This window comes from Streptomyces rapamycinicus NRRL 5491, assembly GCF_024298965.1.
In the GTDB taxonomy this organism is placed as follows: Bacteria; Actinomycetota; Actinomycetes; order Streptomycetales; family Streptomycetaceae; genus Streptomyces; species Streptomyces rapamycinicus.
In genome coordinates, this window is sequence record NZ_CP085193.1 from 8124911 (window position 1) to 8139146 (window position 14236).

Annotated in this window: 12 protein-coding genes, 1 tRNA gene and 1 pseudogene; 7 read left to right on the forward strand and 7 right to left on the reverse strand. The window is 73.1% G+C overall.

Features of this window, described 5'->3' with window-relative positions; translation table 11 throughout:
* Positions 1 to 23 precede the first annotated feature (23 nt).
* Positions 24 to 1145 carry a TerD family protein gene (locus LIV37_RS33870; RefSeq protein ID WP_020871588.1) on the reverse strand — a complete coding sequence of 374 codons (1122 nt, stop codon included), beginning with the start codon at positions 1143 to 1145 and terminating at the stop codon, positions 24 to 26.
* A gap of 234 nt (positions 1146 to 1379) precedes the next feature.
* Here LIV37_RS33870 and LIV37_RS33875 point away from each other — a divergent pair, with 234 nt between their 5' ends.
* From LIV37_RS33875 to LIV37_RS33885, 3 genes and pseudogenes are all read left to right on the forward strand, one after another.
* On the forward strand, positions 1380 to 2567 hold the full coding sequence (locus tag LIV37_RS33875; protein WP_020871589.1) for an HpcH/HpaI aldolase/citrate lyase family protein: 1188 nt from the start codon (positions 1380 to 1382) through the stop codon (positions 2565 to 2567).
* Positions 2568 to 2636: 69 nt separating this feature from the next.
* A pseudogene (locus LIV37_RS33880) lies at positions 2637 to 5462 on the forward strand (phosphoribosyltransferase); the annotation flags it as partial.
* 116 nt (positions 5463 to 5578) lie between these two features.
* Entirely contained in the window at positions 5579 to 6439 is an 861-nt protein-coding gene (locus tag LIV37_RS33885; protein WP_121824195.1) for an HAD family hydrolase, read from the forward strand.
* Here LIV37_RS33885 and LIV37_RS33890 read toward each other — a convergent pair.
* Positions 6408 to 7031 (reverse strand): DedA family protein, encoded by a 624-nt coding sequence (locus LIV37_RS33890; protein ID WP_020871593.1) that lies wholly within the window; start codon positions 7029 to 7031, stop codon positions 6408 to 6410. The two genes, LIV37_RS33885 and LIV37_RS33890, sit on opposite strands and share 32 nt — an antisense overlap.
* Positions 7032 to 7184: 153 nt before the next feature.
* Here LIV37_RS33890 and LIV37_RS33895 point away from each other — a divergent pair, with 153 nt between their 5' ends.
* From LIV37_RS33895 to LIV37_RS33905, 3 genes are read left to right on the forward strand one after another with little or no spacing between them, the layout of a single operon-like run.
* Entirely contained in the window at positions 7185 to 8309 is a 1125-nt protein-coding gene (locus LIV37_RS33895) for a sensor histidine kinase (protein ID WP_020871594.1), read from the forward strand.
* The gene (locus LIV37_RS33900) at positions 8300 to 8989 is read left to right on the forward strand and encodes a response regulator (protein WP_020871595.1); all 690 of its coding nucleotides are present in this window, start codon (positions 8300 to 8302) and stop codon (positions 8987 to 8989) included. The genes LIV37_RS33895 and LIV37_RS33900 overlap by 10 nt, the downstream gene beginning before the upstream one ends.
* Positions 8990 to 9043: 54 nt before the next feature.
* Positions 9044 to 9706: an O-methyltransferase gene (locus LIV37_RS33905; protein ID WP_020871596.1), complete on the forward strand. Its 663-nt coding sequence runs from the start codon at positions 9044 to 9046 to the stop codon at positions 9704 to 9706.
* Between the two features lie 13 nt (positions 9707 to 9719).
* Here LIV37_RS33905 and LIV37_RS33910 read toward each other — a convergent pair whose 3' ends face one another.
* From LIV37_RS33910 to LIV37_RS33920, 3 genes are all read right to left on the reverse strand, one after another.
* Positions 9720 to 10529 carry a DUF4383 domain-containing protein gene (locus LIV37_RS33910; protein ID WP_020871597.1) on the reverse strand — a complete coding sequence of 270 codons (810 nt, stop codon included), beginning with the start codon at positions 10527 to 10529 and terminating at the stop codon, positions 9720 to 9722.
* A gap of 178 nt (positions 10530 to 10707) precedes the next feature.
* Positions 10708 to 10941, reverse strand: a complete 234-nt coding sequence (locus LIV37_RS33915) for an FmdB family zinc ribbon protein (RefSeq protein ID WP_037962217.1) — start codon at positions 10939 to 10941, stop codon at positions 10708 to 10710.
* A 64-nt stretch (positions 10942 to 11005) separates the two neighbouring features.
* A complete protein-coding gene (locus LIV37_RS33920; protein ID WP_185058012.1) occupies positions 11006 to 12304 on the reverse strand; it encodes a coiled-coil domain-containing protein in 1299 nt (432 codons plus the stop codon).
* Between the two features lie 344 nt (positions 12305 to 12648).
* Between LIV37_RS33920 and LIV37_RS33925 the strand changes: the two genes are divergently transcribed.
* Positions 12649 to 12720 (forward strand) — tRNA-Val (locus LIV37_RS33925).
* 373 nt (positions 12721 to 13093) lie between these two features.
* Here LIV37_RS33925 and LIV37_RS33930 read toward each other — a convergent pair.
* Both LIV37_RS33930 and LIV37_RS33935 read right to left on the reverse strand, forming a co-directional pair.
* Complete coding sequence (locus LIV37_RS33930; protein ID WP_020871601.1) at positions 13094 to 13243, reverse strand: hypothetical protein; 150 nt, start codon at positions 13241 to 13243, stop codon at positions 13094 to 13096.
* Between the two features lie 35 nt (positions 13244 to 13278).
* Positions 13279 to 13734 carry a glycine-rich domain-containing protein gene (locus LIV37_RS33935; protein ID WP_020871602.1) on the reverse strand — a complete coding sequence of 152 codons (456 nt, stop codon included), beginning with the start codon at positions 13732 to 13734 and terminating at the stop codon, positions 13279 to 13281.
* Positions 13735 to 14236: the final 502 nt, after the last annotated feature.

The window sequence follows — 14236 nt, forward strand, 5'->3', positions numbered from 1 at the left end:
CGCGGCCCCGTCCCCGTCCGCTCTTACCTGTTCTGGAACTGCGGCCCCTGCGGCGGCAGGACGAAATGGGGGTCCGGCACCTGGGCCGGGATCGGCGGCGGGGGCGGCGGCACCGGTCCCGTCGGCTGCACCTGCTGCGGATAGCCGTACGCGGGCGGCTGCGGGTAGCCGTATCCCGGCTGAGGCTGCGGCTGCGGCTGCGGATACCCATAGCCGGGCTGCGCCGGGGCCTGGGCGGGCGGCTGCGGATATCCCGCGCCCGGGGCCTGCGGGGGCGGGGGCGGCACCTGCGACGGCACATAGGCGTAGCCGCTGTCGCCCTGCGCGGCGGCGGGGTGCATGGGCTGGGTGCGCTGCGGATCCCAGGGGTCGGGCGACACCGGGTGCGGATAGCCGTACGCCGGGGGGTGGGCCTGGGTCGTCGCGTCGGACGGTGGCGGGGGCGGAGCGCCGGGGGCCGAAGCGGGTGCGGAGGTGGCGGCGGCCGCGGGCTCGGGGGCGGGGGCCGGGGTTTCGGGTGCGGCGGCGGGCTCGGGTGCGGCGATGGCCTCCGGCTCGGCCGCGGCGTCGTCCTCCGGGCCGCCCTCGCCGTCCTCCACCGAGATCCCGTACTGCGTGGCCAGCCCGACCAGCCCGGACTCATAGCCCTGCCCCAGGGCCCGGAACTTCCAGCCGTCGCCGCGCCGGTAGACCTCACCGCAGATCAGCGCGGTCTCCTTGCCGGTGTCCGGCAGCACCGCGAAGATCGCGACCGGCTCGGCGTCCGCCGTGTCCGGCGCACCGGGTGAGGCGTCGTACAGCAGCAGGCTCAGATCCCGTACCTGCCCGAAGGTGCCGCCGTCGGCGGACGCCGCGATCACCACCCGGCGGATCTCCGGCTGCAGCCCGATCAGCTCGGCCTCGATGGTGTCCGTCAGCGTGTCCTGGTTCGGCTTCTTGGGCAGATGCCGGACCAGACCCGAGGGGTGCTGCGGCTGGTTGTAGAAGACGAAGTCCTCGTCCGAGCGCACCCGGTCGTCCGGCCCCAGCAGCAGCGCCGAGGCGTCCACGTCGGGTACGTCCGTGCCGGGGGTCCAGCGCAGCACCGCGCGTATGGCCGTGGCCTCCAGCGGGATGTTCGATCCCTTCAGCATCGCCTGCGTCATGGCGGCAATCCTGCCTTCCCGGTGGGTGCGGGGACAACGCAGGGTACGCGGCGGGCGGCAGCGCGGGGGTGGTACGGGGCGGCAGGGCGGGCATGCCGGACACCACGCGGACGCACATGGGTTACGTGATTTTCACGCCCTTGGGGAACTTTTGACCCATGGCCGCACGTACGATTATCGGCCAACCGTGGGTCAGCGTGACCGAGGCGGCGTACCGGCAGCGCGGGGAGTTGTATGCGGCATTTCGAACATCTGCCCGTCGAGGTGCGAGCCAACCTCTTCCACCGGGAGCCCGGTGAATTCAGCGTGGACTCGCCCACCCGGACGCTGGCCGTCGCCCTCGGAGCCACCCTGTACTGCCCGGCGACCCGGCCCCGGCTGGCCGAGGATATCGTCAAACAGGCAGGTCGTGGCGTCGTCTCCATGGTGCTGTGCCTGGAGGACTCCATCGACGACGCCGAGGTGGCGGGCGCGGAGGAGAACCTCGTACGGCAGTTCGCGGAGCTGTCCGGGCGCGACTCCGGCACCTCGCTGCCGCTGCTCTTCATCCGGGTCCGCACCCCCGAGCAGATCGTCGATCTCGTCTCCCGGCTCGGAGCGGGCGTGCGGCTGCTGTCCGGATTCGTACTGCCGAAGTTCACCGAGGAGCGTGGCGGGGCCTTTCTCGAGGCGCTGATGTCGGCCGAAACCGCCCAGGTGACCGAGGCGTTGGGCGGACGGCGGCTGTTCGCGATGCCGGTCCTCGAATCGCCCGAGCTGATGCACCGCGAAACGCGCACCGACAGCCTCAGCGGCATCAGCCGGATTGTCGACAAGTACCGGGAGCGGGTGCTGGCGCTGCGGCTCGGGGTCACCGATCTGTGCTCTGCGTACGGGCTGCGCAGGGCTCCCGACATGACCGCCTACGACGTCCAGCTGGTCGCGTCCGTGATCGCGGACGTGGTGAACATGCTGGGCCGGGCCGATGGCACGGGCTTCACGATCACCGGGCCGGTGTGGGAGTACTTCAAACCGCATGAGCGGATGTTCAAGCCGCAACTGCGGATCAGCCCCTTCAGCAGCGGCCGCGCCGAGTCGCTGCGCACCGCGCTGATCGAGCACCACATGGACGGGCTGCTGCGCGAGATCGAGCTGGACCGGGCCAACGGTCTCCAGGGCAAGACCTGCATCCACCCCACCCATGTGGCCCCGGTGCACGCGCTCTCCGTCGTCAGCCACGAGGAGTTCAGCGACGCGGTGGACATCCTCGAGCCGCAGCGCTGCGGGGGCGGTGTGCTGCGTTCCTCGTACACCAACAAAATGAACGAGGTGAAGCCGCACCGGGCCTGGGCCGAGCGGACCCTGCGGCGCGCGGAGGTCTTCGGGGTGGCCCGGGAGGATGTGAGCTTCGTGGAGCTGCTGGCGGCGAGCCTGCGGACGTAGGGCGAACCGGGCCCGGCACGGGCCCGGGGACGAGGGACGAGGGACGATGGAAACGAGGCGCAGGGCGGCGTGAGCGTGGACAACGTGTGGTCGGGACAGTGGGTCGCGGACCGGCTCGGAGTACGGCTGGCCGGGGCCGGGACTGGGGCCGGGACTGGGACTGGGACTGGGACCGGCGCCGTGGCCGGGAGCGGGCGCGGGAGCGCGGACGGCGACGGCGGCGCGGAGCTGCGGGAGCTGCTGGGGCTGGCCCTGCGGCGCAACCCCAAGCGGGCGCATCTGCTGGTCTCCAACGTGCTCGGCAAGCACGTCCCGCAGCGCCCCGCCACCGTCCACGGCGCGGGCGTGCGGCTCGGCCGCCGGGTGCGGGAGCTGCTGGGCGACGAGGCGGCGGCGCGCGCGGTGGTGCTCGGGTACGCGGAGACCGCCACCGGCCTCGGCCACAGCGTGGCCGACGGGCTCGCCCTCGCCCCGTACCTCCACTCCACCCGCCGCCCGGTCCCGGGCGTCGCCACGGTGGGCGGCTTCGAGGAGGAGCACAGCCACGCCACCTCCCATCTGCTGCTCCCCGAGGACCCCGGGTTCCTGGCCTCGACGGGCCCGCTGGTCCTCGTGGACGACGAGTTCTCCACCGGCCGCACGGTCCTCAACACCATCGCCGCCCTCCACCGCCGCTTCCCCCGCGACCACTATGTGGTGGTCGCCCTGGTGGACATGCGCTCGCCGGAGGACCGCGACCGCCTGGACGCCTTCGCGGCCGACCTCGGCGCGCGCGTCGACCTGGTCGCCGCCGCGGCCGGAGCGGTGCACCTCCCGGACGACGTCCTGGAGCGCGGCGCGGAGCTGGTGGCCGCGCACGAGGCAGCCGCCGAGGGCGGTGGGGCCGCAATCGAGAACCGTAAGGCCACGCCCGAGGGCCATGAAGACGCGCCCGAGAACCGTAAGGCCGCCGCCGGGAACCGTAAGGCCGCCGCCGAGGACCGTAAGGCCGCCGCCGCCACCACCGACACCGCCACCGGCGCGGGCCCGTCCGCCGACCGCGTGGACCTCGGCTGGCCCGAAGGGCTCCCGGACGGCGGTCGTCACGGCTTCACCCCCACCCACCGCGCCCGCCTCGAAGCGGCCCTCCCCACCCTGGCCACCCGCCTCGCGGCGGCGCTGCGGGAAACCCCGGACGCCTCTGCCACAGCTGCCGACGACCCGGCGGCAGCCTCGGGCCGGGCCGCGCCCGCCCCGGGCGGGCCGGGCGGCGACGCGGGCGGGCCGGGGGGTGCCCCGGGCGGCCTCGGCACCGGCGGCGCCCCCGCCCCGCCCCGCCCCGTCCGTCGCGTCCTCGTCCTCGGGTTCGAGGAGCTGATGTACGCGCCGCTGCGGATCGCGGAGGCGCTGGACGAGGCGCTCGACGGCGTCGAGGTGCGGTATTCGACGACCACCCGCTCGCCCGTGCTCGCCGTCGACGACCCCGGATACGCCATCAGGACCCGGCTGACCTTCCCCGCGCACGACGACCCCGCCGACGGCCCCGGGCCCCGCTACGCGTACAACGTGGCGCCCGGCGCCGACCCCGGCCGCCGCTTCGACGCCGTCGTCGCCGTCGTCGACTCGACCGCCGACACGCCCGCGCTGCACGCCCCCGGCGGGCTGCTCGCCGGCTTGGGCGCGCACACGGACCGGCTGGTGCTGGCCGTGGTGCCGTCCTACCGCCCGCAGACCCCCCCCACCCCCCGCACCGTCCCCGAACGACAGGCACCGCCCATGCACCAACCGTCGAACGAACCCCTGCGCGGACCGGACTTCTCGTCCTACGCGCCCGAAGAGGTCGGCTGGCTGCTCCAGGACTTCTCCCACGTCACCCTCGAGGCGCCCACCGAGGAGCGGGAGGAGGCGATCCAGAGCGGGGGCGCGCACTACGCCGAGTCGCTGCCCGTGGAGTACCAGCCGAACGAGCGCTACCAGGAGCTGTTCCGGGCCGCCCTCGACACCTCCGCCGCCCGGATCGCCCGCGCGGTCGGCGCGGTCACCGAGACCGTGCTCGCCGAGCGCTCCCCGCGCCCCGTACTCGTCTCGCTCGCCCGCGCCGGTACCCCCGTCGGGGTGCTGATGCGCCGCTGGGCGCGCCACGCCCACGGGCTGGACCTCCCGCACTACGCGATCTCCATCGTGCGCGGCCGCGGCATCGACACCGCCGCGCTGCGCTGGCTGGCGGACCACCACGACCCGTCCGACGTCGTCTTCGTCGACGGCTGGACCGGTAAGGGCGCCATCACCCGCGAGCTGTCGGACGCCGTCGCCCCGTACCCGGACTTCGATCCGCGGATCGCGGTCCTCGCCGACCCCGGCCGCTGTGTGGACACCTACGGCACCCGGGACGACTTCCTCGTCCCCTCCGCATGCCTCAACTCGACCGTCTCCGGGCTGATATCGCGCACCGTGCTCCGCGCCGACCTCGTCGGCCCGAACGACTTCCACGGCGCGAAGTACTACCGCGAACTCGCCGGCTCGGATGTCTCGGAGCACTTCCTGGACACCGTCTCGGCCCGCTTCGCCGAGGTCGCCGAGGCGGCCCTGGCCGACGCCGAGCGGCTCGCGGCCACCGACCGCACCCCCACCTGGGAGGGCTGGGCCGCGGTCGAGCGGATCAGCCAGGAGTACGGCATCCACGACGTCAACCTCGTCAAGCCGGGCGTTGGCGAGACCACGCGGGTGCTGCTGCGCCGCGTCCCGTGGAAGATCCTCGCCCAGCGCGGCGCGGGCGCGGACCTGGACCACGTGCGGCTGCTCGCCGAGCAGCGCGGAGTGCCGGTGGAGGAGGCCGACGACCTCCCGTACACCTGCGTCGGGCTGATCCACCCGCGCTACACCCGGGGCGCCACCGGGGCCGACGGAAAGACGGTCGGCACGGCTTCCGACAAGGCGGCCGACAGGACGGGCGACAAGACGGACGACAAGGCGAACACCGCGGACACGGCGGGCATCGCCGCCGGCAGACACGAGAGAACGGTGGCGGCACGATGAGCGTTCTGGTGGCAAGCGACCTCGACCGCACCCTGATCTACTCCGCGGCCGCGCTCGGCCTCGAGATGCCGGACGCCGAGGCCCCGCGGCTGCTGTGCGTCGAGACGTACGAGGGCAAGCCGCTGTCGTACCTGACCGAGACCGCCGCCGGGCTGCTCGCCGAGCTGGTCCGCACCTCCGTCTTCGTCCCCACGACCACCCGCACCGTCGAGCAGTACCGCCGCATCCGCCTCCCCGGCCCCGCCCCCCGCTTCGCGATCTGCGCCAACGGCGGCCAGCTGCTGGTCAACGGCGAGCCCGACGCCGACTGGCAGCAGCGGGTGCGCGGCGCCCTCGACGACGGATGCGCCCCCCTGGAGGAGGTGCGCGCCCACCTCAGCGCCACCGCCGACCCCGCCTGGCTGCTCAAGGAGCGGGTGGCCGAGGAGCTGTTCGCCTATCTCGTGGTGAGGCGGGAGCTGCTGCCCGAGGGGTACGTCAAGGAGCTCACCCAGTGGGCCGACCCGCGCGGCTGGACGGTCTCCCTCCAGGGCCGCAAGATCTACGCCGTGCCCAAGCCGCTCACCAAGAGCGCGGCCGTCGCCGAGATCAAGAGCCGCACCGGAGCCGACGAGGTGCTCGCCGCGGGCGATTCGCTGCTCGACACCGATCTGCTGCTCGCGGCCGACCGCGCCTGGCGCCCCGGCCACGGCGAACTGGCCGACATCGGCTGGTCGGCGCCCCAGCTGACCGTGGTCGAGGAGAAGGGCGTCGCGGCGGGCGAGGCCATCGTCCGCGCCCTGGGGACACGTTCCTCCGTCACCTGGGCGCGCGCCCGCAGCCAGATCATCCGCGCCGTCTCCCGCGGCCGGGACTGACCAGCCGCACGGCCACCCATCCCAGCACCGCGAGCCCGGCCGCGCCCAGCACCGCCTTCGAGTAGACCGAGACGTAGTCCGTGACGTCGCGCCAGTTGTCGCCCAGCGCGTAACCGGCCAGGACGAACACGGAGTTCCAGATCGCGCTGCCGAGGGTGGTCAGGGCGAGGAAGACCGGCAGGGGCATCCGCTCGATACCGGCCGGAACCGAGATCATGCTGCGGAAGATCGGCACCATGCGGCCGAAGAAGACCGCCTTGGTGCCGTGGCGTCCGAACCAGCGCTCGGTCCGGCCGATATCGGCGGGCCTGACCAGCGGCAGCCGCTCGGCGATCGCGACGGTCCGCTCCCGGCCGAGCAGCGCGCCCACCCCGTACAGCGCCAGCGCGCCCACGACCGAACCGGCGGTGGTCCACAGCAGCGCGGCCACCAGGCTCATCCGCCCCTGCCCCGCCGCGAACCCGGCGAGCGGCAGGATCACCTCGCTGGGCAGCGGCGGGAAGAGGTTCTCCAGGGCGATGGCGGCGCCCGCGCCCGGCGCCCCGAGGGCGTCCATCAGGCCGGTGGCCCAGTCGGTGATGCGATCAGTCATGGCCGGAACGCTAGGAACCGGCCGCACCCGGCGGCCATGAGGCCGACCATCCGGTTCCCCGGCCGTCCACCGCACCGGCAACCTGCGGAAATCCTCAGTGTCCCGGCCGGTCCGGGCCGCTAGCGTTTCCACCATGAGTGCCACCACGGGGAGATGGCCGCGGCGCGCGGCGCGGCGCTCGTCGCGCTGCCGTTCCTGGTGGCGGTGGGGCTGACCCTGCTGTCCGTGCCCTGGCCGGGCGCGCGGCAGTGCGTACTGCGGCCGTTCACGGCGGGCGCGGCGCGGCTGACCGAGCTGGAGCGCCGCAGACTGGCCCGGTTCCTGGACATCGAGGTCACCTCCGACTACGGCGGTCACCAGGCGCTGCGCTACCTCGCGGCACGCACCGCCGTCGGGCTGCTCGGCGGTCTGGTGCTGCTGGCCGGGCTCGCGGGCATCGCCTACGGCACCTTCCTCCTCTGGGGCTGGCTGCTCGGCTACGCCTTCCACGACCTGGTCAGCGTCGTGACCAGCGGTGTCGGCGGCCTCTTCCTGTTGTTCCTCGCCGTCCAGGGGGTCCTCGGCGTGGTCGGCCTCGAGGCGCGGCTGGCGCGCGACGTCCTCGGCCCCGAGACCCAGGACGCGCTGCGGCACCGCATCGAGGAGCTGGCCGCCAGCCGCGCCGGGGTGGTCGAGGCGGTCCACGACGAACGGCGCCGCATCGAGCGCGATCTGCACGACGGCGTACAGCAGCGGCTGGTGGCGCTCGGCATGCTGCTCGGCCGGGCCCGCCGCAGCCAGGACCAGGCCAAGGCGCGCGCCCTGCTGGCGCAGGCCCACGAGGAGAGCCGCCAGGCGCTGGACGAGCTGCGCGAGGTGGCCTGGCGGGTCTATCCGACCGCGCTGGACGAGGCCGGGCTGCGGATCGCCCTGGAGACCGTCGCCGAGCGCTCGGCCATCCCCGTACGGCTCGACTACGGGCTCACGGCCGAACCGGTCACGGCGGTGCGCACCGCCGCGTACTTCGTGGTGGCGGAGGCGCTGACGAACGCGCTCAAGCACTCGGGCGCGGCCCGCGTCGACGTCGCGCTGACCGCCGTGGCCCCGGGCACGCTGACCGTCCGCGTCACCGACGACGGCACCGGCGGCGCCGACCCGGCGGGCGGCGGCCTGCTCGGCCTCGCCCGCCGGGTCGCCGCCCTCGACGGCCGGCTGAGCGTGGTGAGCCCGCCCGGCGGCCCCACCACCGTCACCGCGGAACTGCCCGCCCCATCCCCGGGCGGTGTGCCGTGCGGGTGATCCTGGCCGATGACTCGACCCTGCTCCGCGAGGGCCTGGTGCGGCTGCTCGCCGAGGAGGGGCACCAGGTGGTGGCGGCGGTGGGGGACGGCGCCGCGCTGGTGACGGCGGTCGAGGCGGCACCGGACGTGGACGCGGTGGTGGTGGACGTACGGATGCCGCCGACGCATACGGACGAGGGGCTGCGGGCGGCGCTGGAGATCCGGCGGCGGTGGCCGGGGGTGGGCGTGCTGGTGCTGTCGCAGTACGTGGAGAAGCGGTACGCGACGGAGCTGCTGACGGGGGAGGGGGCGGCCGAGACGGACGGGCCCGGGGCTCCCGGGGCACGGTCCGGCGGAGTCGGCTACGTGCTCAAGGACCGGGTGGTGCAGGTCGACGAGTTCCTCGACGCGCTGGAACGGGTCGCCACGGGCCGCGCCGCCTTCGACCCGGAGGTCGTACGCAGACTGCTCGCCCGCTCCACCCGCACCGACCCGCTGGGCCGCCTCACCCCGCGCGAGCGGGAGGTGCTCGACGCGATGGCCCAGGGGCACACCAACGCGGCGATCGCCGAACGGCTGTATGTGTCCCGCAGCGCGGTCGAGAAGCACATCAACGCCATCTTCGAGAAGCTCGAACTGCCGGGGAACGCGGGGTACAGCCGCCGGGTGCTCGCCGTACTGCGCTATCTGGGAAGCTGAAGCTGACTGGATCGGAACCGGTCGGGGAGCCCAGGAGCCGAAAGGGAGGCCGTGATGGCCGAGAGCAAGAGCACACCGATCACGGCCGAGCTCTACGACTACGTCCTGCGGCACAATCCGCCGCTCGACCCGGTCCTGCGCGAGCTCGTCGAGGTCACCCACCGCAACCTTCCCGGCCACGCCGGGATGCAGTCCGCCGAGGAGCAGGCCCCGCTGCTGGCCTTCCTGGTCCGGCTGACCGGCGCCCGCCACATCGTGGAGGTCGGCACCTTCACCGGCTTCTCCGCGCTGGCCATGGCCCAGGCGCTGCCCGCCGACGGCCGGCTGATCGCCTGCGATGTGTCGGAGGAGTGGACGGCGTACGGGCGGAAGGCGTGGGCGAAGGCCGGTGTCGAGGGCCGCATCGACCTGCGGATCGCGCCCGCGCTGGACACGCTGCGCGCGATGCCCGCCGAACCCCATGTCGATCTCGCCTACCTCGACGCGGACAAGCAGAACTACATCCCGTACTGGGAGGAGCTGGTCCCACGGATGAACCCGGGCGGTCTGATCGCCGCGGACAACGTCTTCTACCACGCGCAGGTCATGGAGGCGGCGCCATCGCCCGGGGGCGCCGCGATCCGGGCGTTCAACGACCATGTGGCGGCGGACGCCCGGATGGAGGCGGTCATGCTCACCGTCGCCGACGGCCTGACGCTCGCACGCCGGGTCAGCTGAACCGCCGGTCGGATCAGCTGAGCCGCCGGTCGCGGATCCGCTGCCGGACCCGGGCCCAGCGCCCGGGGGGCCTGTGCTCACCCGCGGGCTCGCCGCCCCCGGGCTGATCCAGCTTGCCCCACTTACCGGGCGGCTGACCGGACCGTTCAAGAGGCTCACCCTGGGCGCTCGGGGCCTCGGGCGTGAGCGGGGCGCCGGGCTGGAGGGCCGTACCGCCCCGTTCGGCGGCCCGCTCCCGCGCCGCGACCAGCTCACGCGCGTGGGCGGCCTCGCGCTCGGCCTGCTCGGGGTGGCGGGTCACCCAGTACGGATTGTCATGCGGCAGACCGCCGCTGACCCGTCCGTACATCCCGAACCACATCAGCAGCAGCGCCACCACAAAGCTGAACAGCACGTTCTGCATCCGGAACGCCAGGAAGTTGTACGGGGTCTCCAACAGCGCCAGATTGACGAACCCGCTCAGCAGGAAGAGCAGCCCGAGCACCATGTTGAGCGTCGAGGCGAAGTTGCCGCCGATGAGCATGCCGAAGAACAGCAGCAACCCGATGACGATGGAGAGCACGCTCAGCGTGCCGTTGGTGTTGAGCCCGGCGACCGTGTTGCTGCCGGTGTCGAAGAAGCCGACCCGGTGGATCAGGCCCAGGATGCCGAAGGCCACGAGCACCAGCCCCATGAGCCCGGCGCCGACGCGATAGACCTTGCTGAGCCGGTGATCGACGGGCAGATGCTCATCGAGCGTGGTGTGCGCGCCGATCCGCTCCGGGAAGTGCCGTGCGACTCCGGCGGGATGAGGACCGATGGGGGAGGGGCGGCCCGTAGCCATCTCCGGCCTCCTTGCTGCTGGCGCCGGACCCCGGCCGCGCGCTCTTCGCGGTCGAGGCCGTACCCGTGGACCGCCACGTCACCGGCGCGTACACGACGTACACGCACGACGTACACGCGCACAACCGGAGGCGCGGCACGGGTACGTATCTCCAGGATCCGCCCGGGTCCCCCAAGGCTCAACCGCAGCAACCGCCGCCGCAGCAGCCGCCACCGCCACCGCCGGACGGGGGCCGGGCCGAGGAAGCGGAGGACGAGGAGGACGCGGCGCCGGTGACGGCCACGGTGGACAGCAGCTTCACCGTGTCGTCGTGCCCGTCCGGGCAGGACGCGGGAGCGGAGGACTCGGCCATGGGCCGGTTCAGCTCGAAGGTGGTGCCGCAGGCGCGGCAGCGGTACTCGTAGCGAGGCATGGCAGGAGCATAACCACCGAACCGCAGGTCAGCCCCCCGAATGAGCCCTGGGCTTCGCGCGGGCTCAATGCCCCCCGCCCCGCTCGTCCCGGATCTCCTGGACGACCCGGCCGACGGTCTGCCGCACGGCCTCGGTCTCGGAGAGGAAGTGCCACCAGTCCGGATGCCGCCCCTCGAGACCCGCGATGGCCCGGTCGAGGCGCTCCACGGCGTCGTCCAGCGGGCGCGCGTGGCGCGGATCGGGGGTGCTGCGCCCGGCCATGGCCAGCCGCTGCGCGTCACGGATCGCGAACCGGGTGCGCTCGATCTCCTTCTGCTGGTCGTACGACACCTCGTCCAGCCGCCGCAGCCGGTCCCCGGCCGCCGAGACGGCCTCGTCCGTACTGTTCAGCAGCGCCCGTACGGTGGCCAGCAGCGCGGTGGCATCCGGCCAGCGCTGCTCCTCGCGCGCCGCCTGCGCCTCCTTGAGCTTCTCCTCGGCCTGCGCCACATCCCGCGCCGCCTGTGCGGGGACGGGCTGCAGATCCTGCCAGCAGGCCGCGGTGTACCGGCGGCGCAGCTCGCTGAGGACGGGCTCGACCCCGGCCGCCCGAGTGGTGATCGCCTGGGCGCGGGTGCGCAGCGACACCAGCCGCTTGTCGATCTCCGCCGCCCGCTCCGGCAGCCGCTCGGCCTCCCCGCGCACCGCCTCCGCCCCGCGCAGCACATCATCGGCGCGCCGCAGCGTCTCCTGTACACCGTGCTGCCCGGCCCCTTGGTTGAGCTTGGTCAGCTCGGGCGACAGCGCCGCCAGCCGGGCCGCCAGATCGTCCGCCCGCAGCCCCGACGCACGCACCGCGTCCAGCGCGTTACTCGCCGCGAGCAGCGCCTGCCGCGCCCGCTCCACCGCCGGCGCCAACCGCGCCAGCCGCGTCTCGGCCTGCTCCAGCAGCGACCCCAGCCCCTGCCCGAACCGGTCCAGATCCGCCTTCGTACGCTCCAGCGCGTCCTTCGCCCTGGTCAGATCGGTACGGGCCCGGGAGGCCGTTGCCGCGTCCAGATCGTCCCGGTCCAGATCGTGGGCGTCCACCGCCGTGATGTAGTCCTGGCTGACCTGGTCGATCCGCCGCTCCAGCGCCGAGAAGTCGGCCGCCGTCCGGCGCGCGGCGGGCGAATCGTCCACCGCGGTGATCGTCTCGATGGAGATCCGCAGATCCCGCTGCGCGGTGTCCAGCTCATAGAACGCCGCCGCCGCGGCATCCTTCGCCGCCTGCGCCTCCGCCCGCTGACTCTCCCCCCGCCCCCCGAACCACCGCCGCCCCCCACTCCCACCGGCGAACGACAACGACCCCACCGCCACCAGCAACGGCACGGGCAGCAGCATCAGCCCGAGCACGGAGGGGCCACGCGACTGACGTGACTGACGAGACCGACGCGCACGGACGATCCGCCCAAAAGCGATGAATGGGGCAACACGGTCGGCCGGACGACGCGGACGGCGCGCTGGACGCGCAGACTCTGCAGATGACGCCGCCACTTCCCGCTCCCGATGGATCGCCCAGGTCCGAATGTCATTCTCCCACCCGACACTGACGAACACAGCGCCCGGTTCGGTTCGCGATCTGCGGATTTCTCCAACCCGGCCCCGCCCCCTCGGCGGCCCCCTCCCCGCCCTTCCCCACGATTGCGGCACCACCCCGGAAACCCTGTAGGCTGACAGCCCCCCTGGGGCGCATAGCTCAGCGGTAGAGCGCTGCCCTTACAAGGCAGATGTCGGCGGTTCGAACCCGTCTGTGCCCACAGTGATTGACCGCAGGTGAGAGGCAGTATCTGCCCCCCGATTCAGTCGAATTGGGGGGCAGTGTCATGTCCGGAGTCCACATGGAGTCCACATCCCCAAAGGATCATGCTCTGCAACGAGGTGTAACCCTGTGTGTCAGGGGTGCGCAGTTCGTAAAGTGAGACTCCGAGGGGTGGCGCTGCTCCCGATCCAGCGCTGCCGATTCCTGCTCAGCAGACCCGTGCGTGGGCAGTGGACGGGGAGGTCCACGTTTGCTGCCGGTCAGATTAGCGACTACCAGCGGGTACCTGTTACGTGTCGTCGATCAGTGGCGGAAGAATCCTGGCGCCCCGTCCGTGCGCCGCGCCCGCGGCGCACGGACGGGGCCGGGACTCAGCGAGGCAGCGGGCCAGCGGTTCCGGTCTCGGGGACGATGAATCCCCGGACAGGCCGGAAGTCGGGCGGGTCCTGCTGGGAGGCCTTCGCCTGGGCCTGTCGCATGGCCTTCACCAGGTCCGCGTACTTCGGGTTGATCCACTCCATCGGTTGCCTCCTCCTTCCGGCCCGCAGCCTACGCGTCAGCCGGGCTTGGGCGGGTTGACGATGATCGGGCCGTCGTCCTTCCCGTGCTGGCACTTCGCCGCCACAGCCACGAGCGGCTCGTCCGGCGCCGTCCACAACTCCTCATCGGGGGCGAACCCAGCCTCGCGCATCATCGCCTGAGTGCGCGTGAGGATCGCCGGATCGTAGTTCTCCGGGTCGTACCCCGGGGTGTGCTCGACGTAGTTCCCGCGCCGCGCGCACAACGCCTTGTACAGGCGGGTGTGAAGGATGAGCGCGTGCCAGCCCTCATCGACGACCCGTGACGGTGCCATTGCCGCCTGTGGGAACTGCGCAGCGGTGAGCACGTACTTGGCCGCCTCATCGACGATGCGGCCCGCCATCTCGGCGGTCATCTCGGGGTTGTTGTCGAGGGCGGTCTGGACGACGCCCTGTCGCTGTGTGTCGTCCAGTAATGCCGTACGTTCGGTCATGTGCCTGCCTCTCTGTCGGGTGGTGCACGGTCCTCGTCCCGGTCGCTGGCCGTCCAAGCGCGCGCCCGGGGCGGGGCTTCTCCGTGTGGGGACTCCGGCCCTCGCGATCCCCATCTCGGGGGCCGGAAGTCCCTGCCCTGCGGTCGGCGGCTGTCCCGGCTGCACCGGCCGCAGGGTGTTTGGAGGGTGGACCGCCAGCGGCGAAGCCAAACCCGGGGCGGGGGATCCCCGGGCCACCAGCGGCCCACCCGGGATATGGGGCCGGCGTGCTGGCGAAGCAGAGCCAGACCGCGAGCACCAGCACCGCGGGGGCCACGGCGAGCAGCAGGCCCATCCGCGCGGCGCGGAAGGCGAGCAGCCCGGCCCTCACGGCAGTGGAGCGGCGGCGGTGCCTCATCCGAGGCCTCCCGGACTCTTCCGGCCGGGTGGAGGTGGCTGCTCGCGCCTGACGTGCTTGCACTGGTCCTGCAGCACCTCCGTCACCGTGGGGTACCGGACGGTG